The sequence below is a fragment of the Autumnicola psychrophila genome, assembly GCF_031846645.1.
Lineage (GTDB): Bacteria > Bacteroidota > Bacteroidia > Flavobacteriales > Flavobacteriaceae > Autumnicola > Autumnicola psychrophila.
In genome coordinates, this window is sequence record NZ_JAVRHN010000017.1 from 1 (window position 1) to 20,266 (window position 20,266).

At 39.8% G+C, this 20,266-nt stretch carries 13 protein-coding genes and 1 tRNA gene; 9 read left to right on the top strand and 5 right to left on the bottom strand.

The genetic code is table 11. The features are described 5' to 3' along the window. Positions 1-64: 64 nt before the first annotated feature. Positions 65-943 (bottom strand): cell division protein FtsX, encoded by an 879-nt coding sequence (locus RM541_RS16710; RefSeq protein WP_311501274.1) that lies wholly within the window; start codon positions 941-943, stop codon positions 65-67. A gap of 112 nt (positions 944-1,055) precedes the next feature. On the opposite strand from RM541_RS16710, the gene RM541_RS16715 reads away from it, so the two are divergent. The 3 genes from RM541_RS16715 (at position 1,056) to ald (ending at position 6,344) form a co-directional block, all read left to right on the top strand. Next, complete coding sequence (locus tag RM541_RS16715; protein WP_311501275.1) at positions 1,056-1,982, top strand: ketopantoate reductase family protein; 927 nt, start codon at positions 1,056-1,058, stop codon at positions 1,980-1,982. 106 nt (positions 1,983-2,088) lie between these two features. Beyond that, positions 2,089-5,145, top strand: coding sequence for a leucine--tRNA ligase (locus RM541_RS16720; protein WP_311501276.1), 3,057 nt, complete (start codon positions 2,089-2,091; stop codon positions 5,143-5,145). Between the two features lie 101 nt (positions 5,146-5,246). Continuing rightward, entirely contained in the window at positions 5,247-6,344 is a 1,098-nt protein-coding gene (gene ald / locus RM541_RS16725) for an alanine dehydrogenase (RefSeq protein WP_311501277.1), read from the top strand. 130 nt (positions 6,345-6,474) lie between these two features. Here ald and rimM read toward each other — a convergent pair whose 3' ends face one another. Then, positions 6,475-7,002 carry a ribosome maturation factor RimM gene (gene rimM / locus RM541_RS16730; protein WP_311501278.1) on the bottom strand — a complete coding sequence of 176 codons (528 nt, stop codon included), beginning with the start codon at positions 7,000-7,002 and terminating at the stop codon, positions 6,475-6,477. An 18-nt stretch (positions 7,003-7,020) separates the two neighbouring features. Continuing rightward, the gene (locus RM541_RS16735) at positions 7,021-7,590 is read right to left on the bottom strand and encodes a 30S ribosomal protein S16 (RefSeq protein WP_311501279.1); all 570 of its coding nucleotides are present in this window, start codon (positions 7,588-7,590) and stop codon (positions 7,021-7,023) included. 277 nt (positions 7,591-7,867) lie between these two features. On the opposite strand from RM541_RS16735, the gene RM541_RS16740 reads away from it, so the two are divergent. From RM541_RS16740 to RM541_RS16760, 5 genes are all read left to right on the top strand, one after another. Then, entirely contained in the window at positions 7,868-8,317 is a 450-nt protein-coding gene (locus RM541_RS16740) for a ferritin-like domain-containing protein (protein WP_311501280.1), read from the top strand. A gap of 255 nt (positions 8,318-8,572) precedes the next feature. Further along, on the top strand, positions 8,573-12,961 hold the full coding sequence (gene dnaE / locus RM541_RS16745) for a DNA polymerase III subunit alpha (protein ID WP_311501281.1): 4,389 nt from the start codon (positions 8,573-8,575) through the stop codon (positions 12,959-12,961). Between the two features lie 656 nt (positions 12,962-13,617). Next, on the top strand, positions 13,618-13,935 hold the full coding sequence (trxA, locus tag RM541_RS16750; protein ID WP_311501282.1) for a thioredoxin: 318 nt from the start codon (positions 13,618-13,620) through the stop codon (positions 13,933-13,935). Between the two features lie 86 nt (positions 13,936-14,021). Then, positions 14,022-14,951 carry a DUF58 domain-containing protein gene (locus tag RM541_RS16755; protein WP_311501283.1) on the top strand — a complete coding sequence of 310 codons (930 nt, stop codon included), beginning with the start codon at positions 14,022-14,024 and terminating at the stop codon, positions 14,949-14,951. A gap of 86 nt (positions 14,952-15,037) precedes the next feature. Continuing rightward, a tRNA-Asp gene (locus RM541_RS16760) sits at positions 15,038-15,111 on the top strand. A gap of 114 nt (positions 15,112-15,225) precedes the next feature. On the opposite strand, the gene RM541_RS16765 is transcribed toward RM541_RS16760, so the two are convergent. Together RM541_RS16765 and RM541_RS16770 are read right to left on the bottom strand one after the other, a co-directional pair. Further along, positions 15,226-16,179, bottom strand: coding sequence for an ISAon1 family transposase (locus RM541_RS16765; protein ID WP_311501325.1), 954 nt, complete (start codon positions 16,177-16,179; stop codon positions 15,226-15,228). Positions 16,180-16,198: 19 nt separating this feature from the next. After that, the gene (locus RM541_RS16770; RefSeq protein WP_311501284.1) at positions 16,199-16,552 is read right to left on the bottom strand and encodes an ISAon1 family transposase N-terminal region protein; all 354 of its coding nucleotides are present in this window, start codon (positions 16,550-16,552) and stop codon (positions 16,199-16,201) included. Positions 16,553-16,945: 393 nt separating this feature from the next. Between RM541_RS16770 and RM541_RS16775 the strand changes: the two genes are divergently transcribed. Beyond that, complete coding sequence (locus tag RM541_RS16775; RefSeq protein WP_311501285.1) at positions 16,946-20,209, top strand: SusC/RagA family TonB-linked outer membrane protein; 3,264 nt, start codon at positions 16,946-16,948, stop codon at positions 20,207-20,209. The last annotated feature ends 57 nt before the right edge of the window (positions 20,210-20,266 follow it).

Here is a 20,266-nt window from a genome sequence, read left to right on the forward strand (position 1 = left end):
CTTCTCACTTCTCACTTCTCACTTCTCACTTCTCACTTCTCACTTCTCACTTCTCACTTCTAACTTAGTAATACAATTCATCGGTCTTCAAATTAAGAAAACGCGAGGTGGCGATGTATGTGCTTATCCAGGTGATGATCACGCCCATTAAAAATATTCCTATAAATAATGCGGCCAATAACTTCACGTCGCCTAAAAGGTTTAATTCTCCAAAACTTTTATTCAGATAATAAAGTACTGCAGCCATTCCTATGAGCGCAAGTATAGCTCCAATAATACCCAGTTTTACACTTTGCCAGATAAAAGGCCTTCTTATAAAACCTTTTGTGGCGCCCACCATTTGCATGGTTTTTATAATAAAACGCTTGGAATAAACCGCCAGTCTTATGCTGCTGTTAATAAGTAGCACTGCGATAAACGTGAAAATTCCGCTCACTACAAGCACCCAGAAACTTATCTTTTTCACATTTTCGTTAAGCAAAGCAATCAAGGGTTGATCATAAACCACTTCATCAACAAATTTTTTTGTAGTAAGCTCTGCAGCAATTTCGTCTACCCGTTCTGAAGAAACAAAATCGGCATTCATGTACACATCAATAGAATTCTGAAGTGGATTGTACCCCAGGAATTCCATAAAATCCTCGCCAATTTCCTTGCTATGTTCTTCTGCAGCTTCTTCTTTGGAAACATAAGTGGTCGACTTAGTATAATCTGCCATTGCCAGGCTCTTCTTGAGCTGCTCAATCTCCACTTCTTTGGCTGTATCTTTAAAATACACGGTCATCGCAATCTGTTCCTTAAAGTGATCGGCTACTTTTTTGGTATTTAGTACCAGTAAGCCTAAAATTCCCAACAAAAAAAGTACTAAGGAAATACTGATTACTACAGAAAAGTAGGAAGAAATCAGTCGGCGTTTTTGATACCTTTCAAAAGATGTGCTCATACAGCGGACTCAGAATTTTGTGTAAAAATAAGAAAGTTAATGATTCCCGATTCTTTAAAACGTTCAAACTTTCAGATTTATTCTAAGAAGCTTAAATTTGAAAAAAACAGCTATGGAAATACTTGTATATGGCATTGGAGGAGTTGGAGGTTATTTTGGCGGAAAACTGGCAAAAGCCGGATATAATGTGAGCATGATTGCCCGCGGAAAACACCTGGAAGCAATTAAGGAAAACGGATTGGAAGTGGAGAGCATCAACGGAAATTTCACTGTACATCCAAAACTGGCAACTGATGATGTAGCTGAAGTTGCCACTCCCGATCTGGTGATTCTCGGAGTCAAATCCTGGCAAATTTCCGAAGCTGCAAAAGATATAAAGCCGATAATTGGCAAAAATACGATGGTGCTTCCTTTGCAGAATGGTGCCAGTAATGCTGAAAAATTGATGGAGGTACTCCCAAAAGAGAATGTCTTAGGAGGATTGTGCCGCATTATAGCTTTTAAAGAAGGTCCCGGGAAGATAAAACATCCTTCCATAGAGCCTCATGTAACTTTTGGGGAACTGAATAATTCTAAAACAGAGCGAATTCTTCAGTTGAAGAAAATTTTTGATAAATCGGGGGTGAATTGTGAAATTCCGGAGGATATTCAGTTGGAAATCTGGAGGAAATTCCTTTACATCACTACAGTAAGTGCGATGGGAGGCCTTACCAGGGTGTCTATAGATAAAATTCTGCAAAGCGAGTATCTAAAGGATATGATGCGTAAAACTGCCGAAGAGGTTCTGGCAGTTGGCAATAAAAAAGGCATCGCTTTAACCCGGGAACATGTAGAAAAAGCACTTAAAGTTGCAGCGCAGCAACCTAAAGGGACTACAGCTTCTACACAGCGGGATATTATGGAAGGAAAACCATCAGAACTGGAAAATTTTAATGGCTATATTGTAAAGGAGGGCGAAAAATGCCAAATTTCGACCCCCGTTAACCGGTTGCTCTACGAACTCGTGTTACCAATGGAAAAAGAAGCCAGAAAAGCTTAAGAATCTATCCGCTCCTGGGTAACCCAACAAGTATAAAATTGTAAATTTGCAGGCATTAATCCTGTGTCGCCTCTGGCATATTCCAGAGGGTTAGAAAAATATAAAAATGAATTACAACTTCAACGAAATTGAAGCCAAATGGCAAAAATATTGGGCCGATAATCAAACTTTTAAAGCCTCAAATACTTCCGAAAAACCCAAATATTACGTGTTGGATATGTTTCCCTATCCCTCGGGAGCGGGACTGCACGTGGGGCATCCGCTGGGGTATATTGCGAGTGATATTTATGCGCGTTACAAGCGCCATAAGGGCTTTAATGTTCTGCATCCGCAGGGTTATGACAGTTTTGGACTTCCGGCAGAGCAATATGCTATTCAAACCGGACAACATCCTGCGGTTACTACCGAGAATAATATAAAACGTTACCGGGAGCAGCTGGATAAAATTGGTTTTTCTTTCGATTGGAGCAGGGAAGTGCGCACCAGTAATCCCGAATATTATAAATGGACACAGTGGATTTTTATTCAGCTTTTTGAATCCTGGTATGATCATGAGCAGGATAAATCCCGTGCAATTTCAGAACTTGAAGAAATTTTTTCTTCGGAAGGCAATAAAAAGGTAAAAGCAGCCTGTGACGATGATGTTGAAGATTTTACTGCGGAAGCGTGGAACGCTTTTTCTTCTGAAGAAAAACAGAAAAATTTACTTAAATACCGACTTACCTATTTAGCTGAAACCGAAGTAAACTGGTGCCCGCAGTTGGGAACAGTGCTCGCTAACGATGAAATTGTAAACGGAGTTTCAGAACGTGGCGGCTATCCCGTGGTCCGGAAAAAAATGACGCAATGGAGCATGCGGATTTCTGCTTTTGCAGAACGACTGCTTCAGGATTTAAATAAACTTGACTGGACGGAGAGTTTGAAGGAAAGTCAGCGCAACTGGATTGGGAAATCAGTTGGAGCAATGGTGGAATTCCCCATCCTATCCTTCCCCGAAGGGGAAGAGAAAGCAAAATCGGAAAAAGCTCCCCCTTCGGGGGCTGGGGGGATTCGTGTTTTTACGACCCGTCCCGATACGATTTTTGGAGTCACATTCATGACTTTGGCACCGGAACATGAATTGGTGAAAAAAATCATGACTCCGGAACAGAAAGAAGAAGTTGAAGCGTATATCGCTGCCAGTGCGAAACGCAGTGAACGCGAACGTATGGCGGATGTTAAGTCGATAACTGGCGTTTTTACGGGTGCTTATGCAGAACATCCTTTTACCAAAGAGCCGGTGCCAATCTGGATTGGTGATTACGTGCTTGCCGGTTACGGTACGGGAGCGGTTATGGCGGTTCCATGTGGTGACCAGCGGGATTATGATTTTGCAAAGCATTTCGACTTGCCAATTATCAACATTTTTGAAAATGCAGATATATCGGAAGAAGCTTTTTCGGGAAAAGAAGGAACGGTAATCGCAAATTCAGATTTCCTTAGCGGACTTAAATATAAAGAGGCGCTTCAGAAAGCGATCCTGGAACTGGAAAAATTGGGTCTTGGCTACGGAAAAACAAACTATCGACTTCGGGACGCTGTTTTTAGCAGACAAAGATACTGGGGAGAACCTTTTCCTGTTTATTACGTAAACGGAATGCCGCAAATGATCGCTAAGGAACATTTACCGTTGAAACTTCCCGAAGTTGAAAAATATTTACCTACCGAAACCGGCGAACCGCCTTTGGGGAATTCTGTCGATTGGGCGTGGGATACGAAAAACAATGAAGTAGTTGCAAATTCTGAAACTGATCATGAGACAATCTTTCCTTTAGAGCTCAATACTATGCCTGGTTGGGCGGGAAGCTCCTGGTATCTTTTCAGATACATGGATCCGCATAACGAAGAGGTTTTTGTCTCTAAGGAAGCACAGCAATATTGGGAAAATGTTGATTTATATATAGGCGGAAGCGAGCACGCTACCGGCCACCTATTATATTCCCGTTTCTGGACAAAATTCCTTAAGGATCGTGGATACCTTTCTGTTGAAGAGCCCTTTAAAAAGCTAATTAACCAGGGAATGATTTTGGGCGAGAGTGCTTTTGCTTTTAAAGTCACAGATATATTCATAAAATGTGATGAGATAGGTTTATCACATCCATTTAAACTAGAAGTACCTGTTTGTATCTCTGATGATTATATTGAAGAAAATTCAAAAGAAGATTTCGTTTTAAAAGAATTATTGATTAGTAATATAGAAGATAAAAAGATTATAAATATCTTAAGTGAAGTGTCGTTGTCTGTAATTGAAGTTAAATACATAGAAACTTTTCCTGCTAGGATTGATGTTAATTATATAGATAGTCATAATAACTTGAAATTAAATGAATTTAAAGAATCACAGTTTTATAAATCATTTTTTGGAAAAGCATCTTTTTATAGCCTAGATGAAACCTTTAAAGTTAGTCGCGAAGTCGAAAAAATGTCCAAGTCCAAATATAATGTGGTAAATCCGGACGATATTTGCGAAAATTACGGTGCCGATACTTTAAGGATGTACGAAATGTTCCTTGGACCTTTAGAGCAGGCAAAACCCTGGAACACCGCCGGAATTACGGGAGTGCATAATTTTCTGAAAAAGCTTTGGAAATTGTATCATTCCACCCCTAGCCCCTCAGAAGGAGGGGAGAACAGTTTCTCTGTTTCAGACGAGCCGGCATCCAAAGATTCGCTAAAAACTTTGCATAAGACGATTAAAAAAGTGGCTGAGGATATTGAGAATTTTAGCTTTAATACTTCGGTTTCCACGTTTATGATCTGCGTGAATGAACTTTCGGCCCAAAATTGCAATCAGCGGGAAGTACTGGAGCCGCTTACAGTTTTAATCGCGCCTTATGCACCTCATATCGCTGAAGAATTTTGGTCGAAATTGGGCAATTCTGGGTCTGTAGTTACTGCAGAATATCCCGTTTACGAAGAAAAATTCCTGGTAGAGAGTACCAAAAATTATCCTATCTCCTTTAACGGAAAAATGCGCTTTACCATGGAATTACCCCTTGACATGAGTAAAGAAGAAATTGAGAAGACGGTATTGGAAGATGAGAGATCTAAATCATACTTATCTGAAGCACCCCCTAAGAAAGTAATAGTTGTCCCTGGTAAAATTGTAAATATTGTGGTTTGACCCTATAAATAATTACGATAGACATAAAAATTATATGAAATTTTATTAGCACCCCCTACGTTGAATATTTTGCTTTAATTTGCAGCAAAAATATTCTACTTATGAAAATCGGGGTACCTAAAGAAATTAAAAACAACGAGAGCCGGGTGGGAATGACTCCTGCTGGCGTACTGGAACTTACCAAACGTGGATACAAGGTTTTTGTGCAGTCTACTGCCGGTGATAACAGCGGATTTTTAGATGAAGATTACTCAGCTTCCGGAGCCGAGTTGCTTCCTACCATTGAAGATCTTTATGCCAAAAGCGACATGATCGTCAAGGTGAAGGAACCTATTGAGAAGGAATATCCTCTGATAAAGGAGGATCAGGTAATTTTCACCTATTTTCATTTTGCTTCTAATCGCGAGCTTACAGAGGCGATGATCAACAGCAAATCTGTTTGTATTGCTTATGAAACGGTGCAGGAGTCTTCGGGAGCTTTACCTCTTTTAACTCCAATGTCTGAAGTTGCCGGGAGGATGGCGATACAACAAGGAGCAAAATATCTTGAAAAACCTGTTAAAGGAAAAGGTTTGTTGTTGGGCGGAGTTCCTGGCGTTCGTCCGGGAAAAGTCCTGATTCTGGGAGCCGGAACAGTTGGGATCCAGGCAGCAAAAATGGCTGCGGGATTAGGCGCCCAGGTCACGATTATGGACGTGAATATGGATCGTTTGCGGCATGTGAATGATATTATGCCCAGTCATGTAGTAACTGAATTTTCAAATGAATATAATATCCGGAAACATCTTCGTACGCACGATCTTGTAATTGGTGCTGTTTTAAATACTGGCGCAAAAGCTCCGAAACTTATTACACGAAATATGTTAAAAGAGATGGAGCCGGGGACTGTAATTGTGGATGTTGCGGTAGACCAGGGAGGATGTATAGAAACCTCACGGCCTACAAGCCATGAGGATCCTATTTATATTATAGATGATGTTGTGCATTATTGTGTGGCAAATATGCCGGGTGCGGTTCCGCATACGTCCACTCTTGCTTTAACTAATGTTACACTTCCTTATGTTTTAAAGCTGGCATCAGGCTGGGAAGCCGCCTGTTCAGAAGATGCAATTCTATCCAAAGGTCTAAATATTGTAAAAGGTAAGATTGTATATGAGGCAATAGCTGAAGCGTTTGGCTGGGAAGAAATTCTTACCTAAAACTTATAATTTCTTGAGAATATAAGATGCCGTTGCCATTAGGGAGCGGCATTTTTTTAGATATACCAGGTATACATGGAGTGACAATCAATAATAAAAAAAATAAAGAATAAGAATGATAAGAATGCCTTTAGGACAAATAAATATCCACAAGTCCTTCAGGAGTGTTGAGGTAAATGGTTTTATTTTCCTTATCTACTTTTTCCAGAAATTCATCGTTCATGGGAATAAGTATATCTTTACCATCCTTTTTAATTTCAAATAAGGCCTGAGCCGTATTATCGTTAACAGAAACTATTTCACCTATATCGCCATGGTGAGCATCTATTACTTTAAAGCCGATAATTTCGTGAAAGTAAAACTGATGATCTTCCAGCTCTGGTAGCATGGTAAGGGGTAGGTAGAGTTCGCAGCCTATGATGTCTTCGGCATCATCTTCGGTATTAATGTCTTCAAATTTGGCGCGAAGTAGTGTGCTTTTGTGAAGAGCACTTTTTTCAATAAAAAATGGAACCAGGTTTTCGTTGTATTCAACAAAAACCGATTCCATTTCTGTGTAAGTTTCAGGTTCGTCGGTATCAAGTTTAATCAATACCTCTCCTTTAAAACTGAATTTACTAACGATCTTGCCAAGATAGAAACATTCTTCTTTTGTCATTTTTCGTTAGAAAAGGTTTTAAGATCCTGCTTGTTCCTGCTTTTCGTTTGCTTTAGCTTCGTCAGCAGTTGCTTCCTCTACCTCACCGGCAGCGGCAGCTTCCTGCTCTTCTGCATTTTCCTCAACCTCTGGTTGGGCAGCAGCGGCAGCTTCAGCTTCACGTTTAGCGTTGGCAGCCTTTTCAGCTTCAAGAGCTTTAGCCTTTTCAGCTTCCTGTTCTTTGCTTAAATTCTCTTTCTTAGCGTTAATTTTACCTTCTTTTTCCTCTACCCAAGCCTGGAATTTCTTCTCAGCTTCTTCTTCAGTCAAAGCACCTTTTTTAACACCAACAGCAAGGTGTTTTTTCAGTAAAACTCCTTTATAAGAAAGGATAGCACGGGCAGTATCTGTAGGCTGTGCACCGTTCTGTAACCATTTTACCGCACCGTCAACATCTAATTCGATAGTTGCAGGATTAGTGTTTGGGTTGTAAACACCTATCTTATCAAGGTATTTACCATCTCTTTTTGCACGCGAATCTGCGGCAATGATCCAGTAAAAAGGTTTTCCTTTTTTACCGTGTCTTTGTAATCTTATTTTTACAGGCATAAAAATTAATTTGTGGGGTTCCCGACCCCGATTATTAATAAGGCTGCAAAGATACTACATTTTTCTAATTTACAAGTTTTTACAAAATTAAAATTCGCCTATGCTCGTTTTGAAAGCCAGAGCCTCTTTTTGGCAGTGAAAGGGGTTTTGTGAAGGTTTTAGAGAAAAAACAAGATGCGTTGTTAAAACCAGTTAATTAGTGCTAAACCCTGTTAAATAGCTTGAAGCGAAGGTTTTAGCACTGTACCTTTAGCTAAACGATAAAAGAAAAAAAGGCATGAAATATTCAGAAAAAGTTGCAAATAAACTAAATGAGCTTCTTAAGAAAAATTACGATTCAGAGAAGGGTTTTAAGTTTGCTGCAGAGAAGGTAAAAAATAATCAGCTTAAATCTTTTTTTAAAGATAAGGCACAACAGCGTTATGATTTTGGACACGAATTAAAGTCGGAAATTGCCAATTTTGGGGAGTCTCCAGATAAGGGTTCAAGTATAGCAGGAGATGCGCATAGAACATGGATGAATCTTAAAGCGAGTCTCTCATCAGATAAAGAAGAGGCTGTTCTGGAAGAAGCGGTAAGAGGAGAGAAGGCAGCAGTTGAGGATTATGAAGACATTCTTAAAGATCCGGACATTCCGGCATCGACAGGAAATATACTGCTGAAGCAAAAAAATGCTATTATGGCGACCTTTAACGAGGTTAAAAGTCTTGAAAAGCAGTTCGATTAATAAAAGGAAAATGAAAAAGAAAAAGATGCGAGCAAAGGTTGACTGATGTAGTAGTGGTTTAAAATGTTCGCATCAGGCCTCACAAATAAGTACCTAAATGGTCACTGTTTGTGAGGCTTTTTTTATGGGCTGTAGTGGTTAATAAAACGTAAAAAGTTTCTTTTACGAAGAGTCATTTTATCTTTAATTTAGCAGGAAAAGCCAGAGTGTTTTTTTTTGGCCATTCTTGGGTCTGCCTAAATTAAACCAAACCACATGTACCTCATTTTTGACACCGAAACTACGGGATTACCAAAACGTTGGGACGCTCCCTTATCTGATTCTGCTAACTGGCCGCGCTGTATCCAAATTGCATGGCAGCTGCATGACGACATGGGAAGGTTGGTTGAAAGTCAGGATTATTTAGTAAAACCGGAAGGTTTTAATATCCCATATGATGCTGAAAAGATTCATGGTATTTCTACAGAACTGGCCGCGCAAAACGGCATTACTTTACAGGAAGTTTTAGAAAAATTCCAGGTTGCTCTTGATAAGTCAAAATTTGTAGTTGGTCAAAATGTAGGTTTTGATGTGAATATCATGGGAGCGGAATTTCTCCGTCTTCAGATGGATAACTCACTTCAAAATTTGCCAATTCTCGATACCTGTACAGAGGTGACTGCAGAGATGTGTAAAATTTCCGGCGGGCGTGGTGGTAAATTTAAACTGCCAACACTTACGGAACTTCATGAGTATTTATTTGATGAACCATTTGCTGAAGCCCATAACGCCACGGCCGATGTGGAGGCAACGACCCGTTGTTTTCTTGAGCTGGTACGCAAAAGAATGTTCACCAAAGAACAATTGGATGTTCCTGCAGGTTATTTCGAAAATTTTTCAGAAGCCAATCCGCAGCCGATACAACTTATCGGGTTAAAACATATCAATCTCAAAAAAGCTTCCGAAGAAATAAGGAAACAGCTTCAAAAGGAACAACCTTCCGAGGAAATTACTACCGAGGAAATTGAAGAAAACCTTGAAAAGCTGGATGAGGTAAAATTTGCGCATTTGCATAACCATTCCCAGTTCTCCGTATTACAGTCAACTATCAGCATAAAAGACCTTGTGGATGCTGCTGCTGAAGAAAATATGCCGGCCGTAGCTCTTACAGACCATGCTAATATGATGGGAGCGTTCCATTTTGTGAAAGAAGTGGGAGCCTATAATAAATCTGTTAAAGCGAAAAATGCTGAAGCACTGGAGAATAATCAGCCTGCGGAAGCTAAAGAATTAAAAGCCGTTTTAGGTTGTGAATTTTTTGTGTGTGAAAACCATCGTGACAAATCCAGAAAGGATAATGGTTACCAGGTGGTTTTGCTGGCAAAGAATAAAAAGGGTTATCATAATCTGGCAAAAATGTCTTCTATCGCCTATACTCAGGGATTTTATTACGTGCCGCGGATAGATCGGGAAGTAATTCAGAAGTATAAAGAAGATATTATTGTACTTACGGGAAACCTGTACGGAGAAGTTCCCAGTAAAGTGCTTAACATTGGAGAAAAGCAGGCTGAAGAGGCTTTGCTTTGGTGGAAAGAAGAGTTTGGCGATGATCTTTACATGGAGATTATGCGTCACAATCAGGAAGATGAGAATCGGGTTAATCCGGTATTAGTTGATTTTGCCAAAACCCACAACATAAAACTGATTGCCACTAATAACACCTATTACTGGAAACAGGAAGATGCCAATGCGCACGATATTCTGCTTTGTGTAAAAGACGGTGAAAAGCAGGCCACACCAATAGGCCGGGGTAGAGGTTATCGCTATGGGTTACCAAACCAGGAATACTATTTCAAGTCTGGCGAAGAGATGAAGAACCTCTTTAAAGATTTACCCGAAGCGATATCAAATGTTCAGGAGATTGTTGATAAAATTGAACCTTTTGAACTGGCGCGCGATGTATTGTTACCGGCATTTACCATTCCTGAAGCTTTTTTAGTTGAAGAAGATAAAGTAGATGGCGGAAAGCGGGGTGAAAATGCCTATTTAAAGCACATCACTTTTGAAGGAGCGAAGAAACGGTATGCAGATCTTACACCGGAAATTGAAGAGCGGCTGAATTTCGAACTTTCGGTTATTGAAAATACCGGTTATCCCGGTTATTTCCTTATTGTGGAAGATTTTATTCGGGAAGCACGTAATATGGACGTGTCGGTTGGTCCGGGTCGTGGATCTGCAGCGGGAAGTGCCGTGGCCTACTGCCTTGGAATTACAAATATCGACCCCATTAAGTACGATCTCCTTTTTGAGCGTTTCCTTAATCCGGATCGTGTGAGCATGCCAGATATTGATATTGATTTTGATGATGAAGGGCGTAGCCGTGTTATGGATTATGTAATCGAAAAGTACGGAGCAAATCAGGTGGCGCAGATTATCACCTACGGAACCATGGCCGCTAAATCTTCGATTCGGGATACTGCCAGGGTTTTGGATTTACCTTTAAGCGATGCCGACAGGATTGCGAAGCTTATTCCAAATACCAAACTGGGTAAAATCTTCGGAATGAGCGAAAAGGAGCTGAAAAGCAAATTTCGAAGTGAAGAATTAGAGAATATTAATGAACTCCTTAATATAGCTGAAGGAGACGACCTGGAGGCGCAAACTGTTAATCAGGCGCGTATTTTGGAGGGTTCAGTCAGGAATACAGGAATCCATGCCTGCGGGGTGATTATTACTCCGGGAGATATTACCAACTACGTTCCGGTTTCCGTCGCCAAAGATTCGGATTTATATGTTACGCAATTTGACAACTCTGTAGTAGAAAGCGCCGGACTACTAAAAATGGACTTTTTAGGGCTTAAAACACTGACCTTAATAAAGGACACAGTTAAAATCGTAAAAGGCCGACATGATATAGATCTGGATCCAGATAATTTTCCGTTAGATGATGAGGAAACATATAAACTTTTCCAGCGTGGGGAAACGGTAGGGATATTTCAGTATGAATCTCCCGGAATGCAGAAGCATATGAAGGATCTTAAACCAACGGTTTTTGACGACCTTATAGCGATGAACGCATTGTACAGGCCGGGACCAATGGAATATATTCCGAGTTTTATCGCCAGGAAGCACGGGAATGAAGAGATCGCCTACGATTTACCCGATATGGAGGAATATCTGCAGGAAACCTACGGAATTACAGTCTACCAGGAGCAGGTGATGTTACTTTCACAGAAACTGGCCGGGTTCTCCAAAGGTGATGCCGATATGCTGCGGAAGGCAATGGGTAAAAAAATCTTCGCTTTACTGGAACAACTGAAGCCGAAATTCCTTGACGGAGGAGAAGCCAAAGGCCACCCACGGGAAGTGCTGGAGAAAATCTGGAAAGACTGGGAAGCTTTTGCGGCCTATGCATTTAATAAATCCCACTCGACCTGTTACGCCTGGATTGCCTATCAAACCGCATATTTAAAAGCGCATTATCCTGCGGAATATATGGCGGCAGTGCTTTCTAATAACATGAATGATATTAAGCAGGTTACTTTCTTTATGGAAGAATGTAAGCGGATGAAACTTAACGTGCTCGGGCCTGATGTAAATGAATCGTATTACAAGTTCTCTGTAAATAAAGAAAATGCCGTGCGATTTGGAATGGGTGCTATTAAAGGAGTCGGGGCAGGCGCGGTAGCCACCATTGTCGAAAAGCGTAAAACTGAAGCTGGCCCTTACCGCTCTATCTTCGATATGGCCAAACGAATAGATTTACGTGCAGCCAATAAAAAGGCTTTTGAAAATCTTGCTTTGGCCGGGGGGTTTGATGGATTTGCCGATACACATCGCGCACAGTATTTTCATGATGAAGGCGACGGAATGACTTTCCTGGAAAAGGTGATAAAATTTGCGGCAAAATTCCAGGAGAATGAAAATTCTTCACAGGTGAGCCTTTTTGGCGAAGCCAGTGATGTGCAAATTCCGGAACCAACAGTACCACCATGTGAAGCATGGGGTACGATGGAAAAACTGAGAAGGGAGAAAGAAGTGGTGGGAATTTATATCTCAGGACATCCTCTGGATGACTTTAAAAAGGAACTGCAGTATTTTTGTAATGCCACTTTAGCCGATTTTAATGATATGGAAAAGTTCGTTAACAGGGAACTTTCTTTTGGAGGAATAATTAGCGATGTCCAGCACAGGACCTCGAAAATGGGCAAAGGATGGGCCACGTTTTTTGTAGAAGATTACGTAGAGACTTATGAATTCAGGATGTTTGGGGAAGAATATCTCAAATTCCGACATTTTCTTGTTCCGAATTCTTTTGTACATGTTAAAGCTTTTATTAAAGAAGGCTGGACGAATAAGGAAACCGGTAAAAAGAGCGATCCGAGGATTCAGTTTAACAGTTTTCAGCTACTTCATGATATTATGGATAGCTATGCAAAGAAAATTACTATCCAGCTGGATATTAATGATCTGAAAGAGGAGAAGATTACAGTGCTAAAAGATATTTTTCGTTCCCATCGCGGGGATCATAAATTAAACTTTGTGGTTTATGAAATGAAGGAACAGGTGAAGCTACATATGGCCAGCAAACGCCAAAAAGTAAAGATCTCACAGGAATTACTGGAAGCCCTGGAAGAAGAGCAGGTAAATTATAAGCTGAATTAGTTCGTTGTTTGTTGTTTTTTGTTCGGGGTTTGGAGTTTTTTCGAAGTAAGAGAGATGAGGTTTCTGTATGTCGAAAATTGGCTGTTTTGGACATAGGCTCATCGTTTTCTGTTGTCAGTGGTCCATTTTCTGTTGAGCGAAGAGATAGGTCGATAATTGGAATTTTAGAGCATCCTCCCGGGACGCTTTAAAGCTAAAGCTGAAAACGGCCATCTTGATTTTTTGAATTAACCGGCTCAAAATGGCAATTTTCGGCATAAAAAGTGCCGAAAAATAGGATATTTGCGCAGCAAGGGAAAAAAATGGACTGTGGTATTGATAAATTGTTTGATATTTCAATATTTGTGGACTTAAATGATTGGAAGGCAGCGGAAAAAGGTCAGTTTATTGTTGTTTGGGTCGAAAATTGCCAAATCTAAGCAGTGGCAAAAAACTGAACCAGGATTGGTTTTGATTTATATTTTCGGTTAGGGATTGGAGCGAGCTACCTTGTAGCGCGGAAAGCCCGCCCCCGCGCCACGAGCGCGGGGAAACCGCCAAATAAGCCTTATGAATAAGGATATAGCGAAATACAATATTGCTAGTGTAAGAAAAGCAAAAATATTTGACTAATTTTACAGATTATATAAAAGAAGCAACATTTAAAATAAGATATTATGGCAATTGAAATAACAGATGCGACTTTTGAAGAAAAAGTTTTAAAGAGTGATAAGCCTGTAATGGTAGATTTTTGGGCTGCATGGTGCGGACCTTGTAGAATGGTTGGACCAATTATAGACGAAATTAGTCAGGAATATGAAGGTAAAGCTCTGGTTGGGAAGCTTGATGTGGATGCAAACCAGGAATTTGCTGCTAAATATGGTGTAAGAAATATACCTACAGTACTTGTTTTTCAGAACGGGGAATTGGTAGGGCGCCAGGTTGGTGTGGCTCCTAAAGCTACTTATGCTGAGGCACTTGACAATCTCTTATAGGAAGATCATTAAATAACGACTATAGAAAGGCTTGATGAAAATCAGGCCTTTTTTTTATTTTACTATCTGTTTTAGAATTAAGCGGAATGGATTTACAGGAGCAGGTACACAAGGCAGGAGGTTTTACAAATCTCGAATTATTGGCGCGCCAGGTGGTGGAAGGATATATTTCGGGGATACATAAGAGTCCGTTTCACGGATTTTCTGCGGAATTTGCTGAACATAAAATTTATAATAACGGGGAGAGTACAAAGCATATAGACTGGAAGTTATTTGCCAAGACCGATAAGCTTTATACGAAGCGTTATGAAGAGGAAACGAATTTGAGGTGCCATTTGATTGTGGATAATTCTGCTTCTATGCATTATCCGAAATTGCAAAAACAGGGAATAGGATCACTGAATAAAATTGGTTTTTCTGCTTTAGCATCGGCTTGTATTATGCAGATTATGAAGCGGCAGCGGGATGCTGTGGGTTTGAGTGTCTACAGTGAAAAGCTCGAATTTTACGCACCCGAGAAAGGCAGTGAGCGGCATCACCATATGCTTCTAAATACGCTGAGTGATCTTGTCCTGGAAAAAACAGAAGGTAAAACAACCGATACTCATAAATATCTGCACCAGATTGCGGAAAAACTGAAGAAAAGATCACTTGTATTCTTATTTACTGATATGTTCCAGGCAGATGCAGAGGAAACGGAATTATTCGAGGCTTTACGCCACCTAAAATATAATAAGCATGAAGTAGTGCTTTTTCATGTAATGGATGAAAAGAGGGAACTTAGCTTCGATTTTGACAATGCTCCAAAACGGTTTACCGATGTGGAAACCGGGGCGCAGGTAGATTTGTATTCTGAAAATGTAAAGGAAAATTACAAACTTGCAGTGGAGGATTATATAAATTCTCTTAAGCTGGAATGCGCAAGATATAAGATTCAGTACGTGCAGGCAGATATCAATAAAAATTTCAATAATATTTTGACGACTTATCTTATTGAGAGACAAAAGATTGGTTGAAAATATGAATTTTTTTTGAAAAAAAAGCAAAAAAAGGTTTGCAGGATTGTAAAACGGCTGTATATTTGCCCTCGCAATAAAGCAACGGTCTGGTAGTTCAGTTGGTTAGAATACCTGCCTGTCACGCAGGGGGTCGCGAGTTCGAGTCTCGTCCAGACCGCATAGTAAGAAAGCCTTTCAGAAATGAGAGGCTTTTTTTATGGGGTGAATTCTCGTGGAGTTGTGGGAATTCCCATGTTTACTGGATTTAATGGATCAAGCCTAATTGTTGTGTTTATGCAAAAATTGTAGTCAATCTATAGAGGAAGAATTCCACATTTTTTACACCTCTAAATTGGGCTCTAAATGCTTTTATTTTTGCATTGAATGATTCTGCTGATGCGTTTGTACTTCTGTTGATAAAGTAATTGAGTATGGACCTGTAATTCAGTGTTATGGTGTTGGCAATGGTATTGAAGGCCTTAAATCCTGTTTCCTCTACATCCTTGTACCAATGAGCGAGTTTTGTATAAGCCACTTCTACTGAATTTGCTTTGTTGAATATATCCCTGAGTCTTTGGGTAAGGCTAAATGCCAACTTTATATCCGGATATTGCTCGAAGAGGATTTTACTACGTTGATATTGATTCTCTGTCCAGTTGGAAGGTGCTTTATAGAGCAGGTAACGGCTACGTGCTAATAATTGTTTTCTGCTGTCTCCATTTTCAAAGATTTCGGGATTAAATTCTTTTTGCTTTAATCTTGCCTGCTTAATTTGTTCGTTTTCCATGTCTATAGCATCCCATCGGTGCTTGATCCTAATATCCTGCAGCGCTTCTAAAGTAAGTTTTTGTACATGGAAGCGGTCTGTAACCTGTATGGCCTTTGGGAAGCATTTCCTGGCAATGATTTTCATTGAATTGGCCATATCTAAGGTGATTTCCTTGACTCGTGCTCGTTTTGAAGTTGGTATTTTAAGAAGCTGCTCTATAATAGGTTCTACCTTGGTTCCTGAGAAAATAGCTACGATACTGCCCTTTCTACCCTTAGCTTTTTTATTGGTAATGATGGTATACAACTCTCCTTTGGAGAGTGCTGTCTCATCTATAGAGAGCTTTGAGCTGATATTCTCAGGGAAGATGAGCCATTCTTTGGAATGAGGTTTTTGATCCCACTCTTTAAAATCGCTTAGATGATCTTTATACTGGCGCTGGAGCTTCTTACCATTGACCCCGTAAAATTCACCGATAGTGTGACAGTCAGAGGCTTTAGTACTGACTAAGTACTTTTAAAAAAGCAGCGAACTCGACGGTCATACGGGTTCCCTGTGCTACTAAGTTCCAGTCACGCTGAATCACCTGTTTGCTTTGTTTGTTGAGCCATCGACGGCGTTTTATATGCAGGAAAACCTTTTTACCACGCACAGGAAAATCCTGGATTGTTATTTCTTTATGAAACCCGTGGGCTATGACCATAATTGAGGAAAACTCTTTAGGAATGTCTGGTTTCTCTTCAAAATGCAGGTGTAGAATATCTCCATCTGTTTTATGACCGGTTAGGTCAAAATGGGTAATCAATAATTCTGGTATTAAAATTTTGAGTAGGTCTATATATGGGTCCAATGCTTCTTGTTTAAAAAAACAAAAATCAAACTATTATTTCAATTCACACACAACTTTTGAGATTGATCCGTTATTGTGCCCGTTTTAGTATTTCCCTATCCCAAAGAGTTACCTGTCGCCAATTTAAAACTAAGTTAATAGTATCTTAAACTAGAAAAAATCTTTCTGGGGAAAGAAGTTCATAGGTTTGAAATCAAATATCAGAGCCTTAAAATCTAACTCTAAACATAAAATTATAAGAAAAGATAAGCCTGTGAATTAGCCAAAAAAACAGCCCATTCTGCTGCAACAGAATGGGCTTAATTAAGACTACAAACAATTAATTTATAGCCACTTGTAATGGATACAAAAATACATTTTTTTTTAAGGAAAGTATATATCATATGCTTTCTATTGATTTTCTCGGAAGCTTTTGCTTCCAATTTTAATCCGGGGACAATACCTGAACCCGTTGATTTTCAGCAAAATATTCAAGGAAAAGTTCTAGATGAAACCGGACTTCCTTTGCCGGGAGTAACTGTACAAATTAAAGGATCTTCTATAGGAACTGTAACCAATTTTGATGGAGAGTTTACCTTAAGAGTACCGGACCAGGACGCAATTCTTGTTTTTTCTTTCTTAGGATATAAGTCCAAAGAAGTTACTGTTGGGTCTCAATCTACGTTTAAAATAAGAATGGAAGCGGATTCAGAAAGCCTTAATGAAATTGTGGTTGTGGGGTATGGTACTCAAAAATCGGAAAATGTTGTTAATTCTGTTAGTACCGCAGAGATTGGAGACGTTATAACTCGCCCATCGGCAGATATAGCAAGTTCTCTGCAGGGAACTGTCCCTGGTTTAAATATTAGGTCGTCATCAGGTGGTGATCCTTCCGAAACTCCCGAAATAAATATCCGTGGTTTTAATTCTATAAATGGAGGATCTCCTCTTATTATCGTTGATGGTATAGAAGCAGATATTGCCAATATAAATCCAAATGATATTGAAAGTGTAACTGTCTTAAAAGACGCTGGAGCTGCAGCAATTTATGGTGCAAGAGGTTCTTTTGGAGTGGTACTGATTACTACTAAATCTGGAGAGGCGGGTGAGTTTAATGTACAGTACTCTAACAATACTGGTTTTACCACAAATATAGCTCGTACTGACTTTGTAACTAATCCAGCTACCTATGCAAGATGGGTGGATGATGCAATTGGCTCATATCATAGCGGTTGTTATGTATGTTATGAGGATGATGATTGGGAAATTGCCGAACAAGTTGGTAATGGTGAAAGAGAACCTTTTTATGAGCAACAACCGGATGGCACCTATAAGTTTTTTGGAAATACCGATTTCTATGATGTCTTGTTTAAAGATCGGAGATCACACCAAATAAATAATATCTCTGTTTCTGGTGGCTCTGATAAATTAACCGGGGTTATCTCAGCAAGAAGCTATGAGCGTGAAAAAATTCAAAATATCCAGGATGCTGAGATGAGACGCTATAATCTACAGCTTAAACTAAGTGCTACTCCATACAACTGGTTAAGGTTAAATGCATTGAGCAGATTTAGTAGCAGGTATGATGAACAATATGCTGGTACTAAAAATGGTTGGGGTGATGAATTTGGAGTTAGTAAATGGCGTGATCTTTTTCCTAATCATCCTGCCTTCGTAGACGGCTATGGTGTGAGTGTTGGGCGAACCAGGGATGGGTATGTTGGTCGTTTGGGTGCCTTAAAAGAAGGGGCGGCCCACCGGCAATGGCAGTATGAAAATCTAACTAATACCCTTGGTGCTGAATTAAAACCAATCGAGGACTTAGTGCTCAATATGAATTATAACTATAGTATTGACCGTACAGATCGAACATTTTCCTACAAACCGTTTAGTTATCTGGCTGGTGAAAAGCTGGAACTGTTAGAAGGGCAGGGACTAAATAGGCATAATGAATATCGCTGGAAAGATAATTATACCGCCATAAACATTTATGGAACCTATACCAGGGAAATTGCAAACAAGCATAATTTTAAGCTAATGCTCGGTTTTAACCAGGAGGAGTTTGATCGTGATAGAGTGGGAATGAGAATTGAAGACCTGCTTACCCAGGACAAGGCTAATATTGCTTTTGGAACGAATATGCTTGATATGGAAGGCTCCACCTTAGAATGGGCTATTCAAGGCTATTTTGGAAGGTTTAACTATGACTATGATGGAAAATATATACTGGAAGTTAATGCACGTTACGATGGTTCATCACGCTTTCCCAAAGAAAATCGATGGGGACTTTTTCCATCTGTAGCTGCTGGATGGATAATTGATAAAGAAAATTTTTGGACACCTTTAGAAAGCGCAATATCCTCACTAAAGCTAAAAGCATCCTACGGTAAATTAGGAAATCAAAGTGTAGGCGTTAATACCTTCAGACAATTAATAGGAATGGGTAGAACCTCATGGCTATTTGATGGAGAACAGGGTAATTATGCCAGAGTACCCTCTCCCTTACCGGCTAATATTGGCTGGGAAAAAATCACATCAACAAATGTAGGTGTCGATATGGGGTTTTTGGAGGATAAATTAACTGCCTCTGTTGAATGGTATGAGCGAAATACGCGTGATATGTATCTACCTGGTCAACCGCTTCCCGCAGTTTTTGGAGCATCAGAACCTCGTAGGAATTACGCAGCAATGCGGAATAGGGGGTTTGAGGCGACCGTTGGCTATAATGATGAATTTAATGTATTAGGTTCTAAATTAACCCTTAGTGCACAAGCCAATGTTTCAAATAATCGTGCTATCATTACAAAATTTGATAATCCCAACGGTTTATTAAGCACCTTTTGGGAAGGTCAGCAAATAGGTGAAATATGGGGTTATCGGGTAGATGGCCAATTTCAATCAGACGAAGAAGCCGCTGCCTTTCAAAATGAACATGGAAGAGATAATCTCTTCAGAGTTTATAGAGGAATACTTGATTACGGATCAAATAGTGATTGGAACCGCTTACGAGGGGGGGATCTTAGATATGTAGATACTAATGGGGATGGAAGTATTGATAATGGGAATAACACCCTTGAAGATCCTGGAGACCTAGTGCCTATTGGAAATGCAATGCCACAGTTTCCATTCGGGTTCAATGTAAATGCTTCCTGGAAAAACTTTGACCTGAACGTTATTGGACAAGGAGTCGCCAAACAGGATTGGTACCCAAACGGCCCTTTATATTGGGCTACATTTCATAGGCCATATACATCCTTTATAAGAAAAGATCTTTTAAATCAGGTATGGGATCCAGCTCAACCTAACGATCCCAACAGAATATTCCCTCAGAGACAAAGAGCGTACAGCGCTTTAAGTAATGGCCGTATGTCATATAACTATAATGACCACTTTTTAACCAATATTGGGTATCTCAGGATTAAAAATCTTACGGTGGGATATACCATTCCACCCACCCTTACTAAGAAAATTAATATTAAAAAACTTAGGTTTTTTGTGAGCGGCGAGAACATATTCACCTGGTCTTTTGGAGGTTTAACTAAATATCTAGACCCCGAGGAGGTAGGAGCACATGTTAGTTACTCTAACCCCAATGGTGTGAGTGGAAGATCTGCTACAAATACTCAATTATACCCAATGGGGAAGACTTATTCTGCAGGTATTCAAATCAATCTATAATTTTATAAATTTTGAAAGATTGTAACAACAGAGACGCTAATAGTGATAAATATAAAA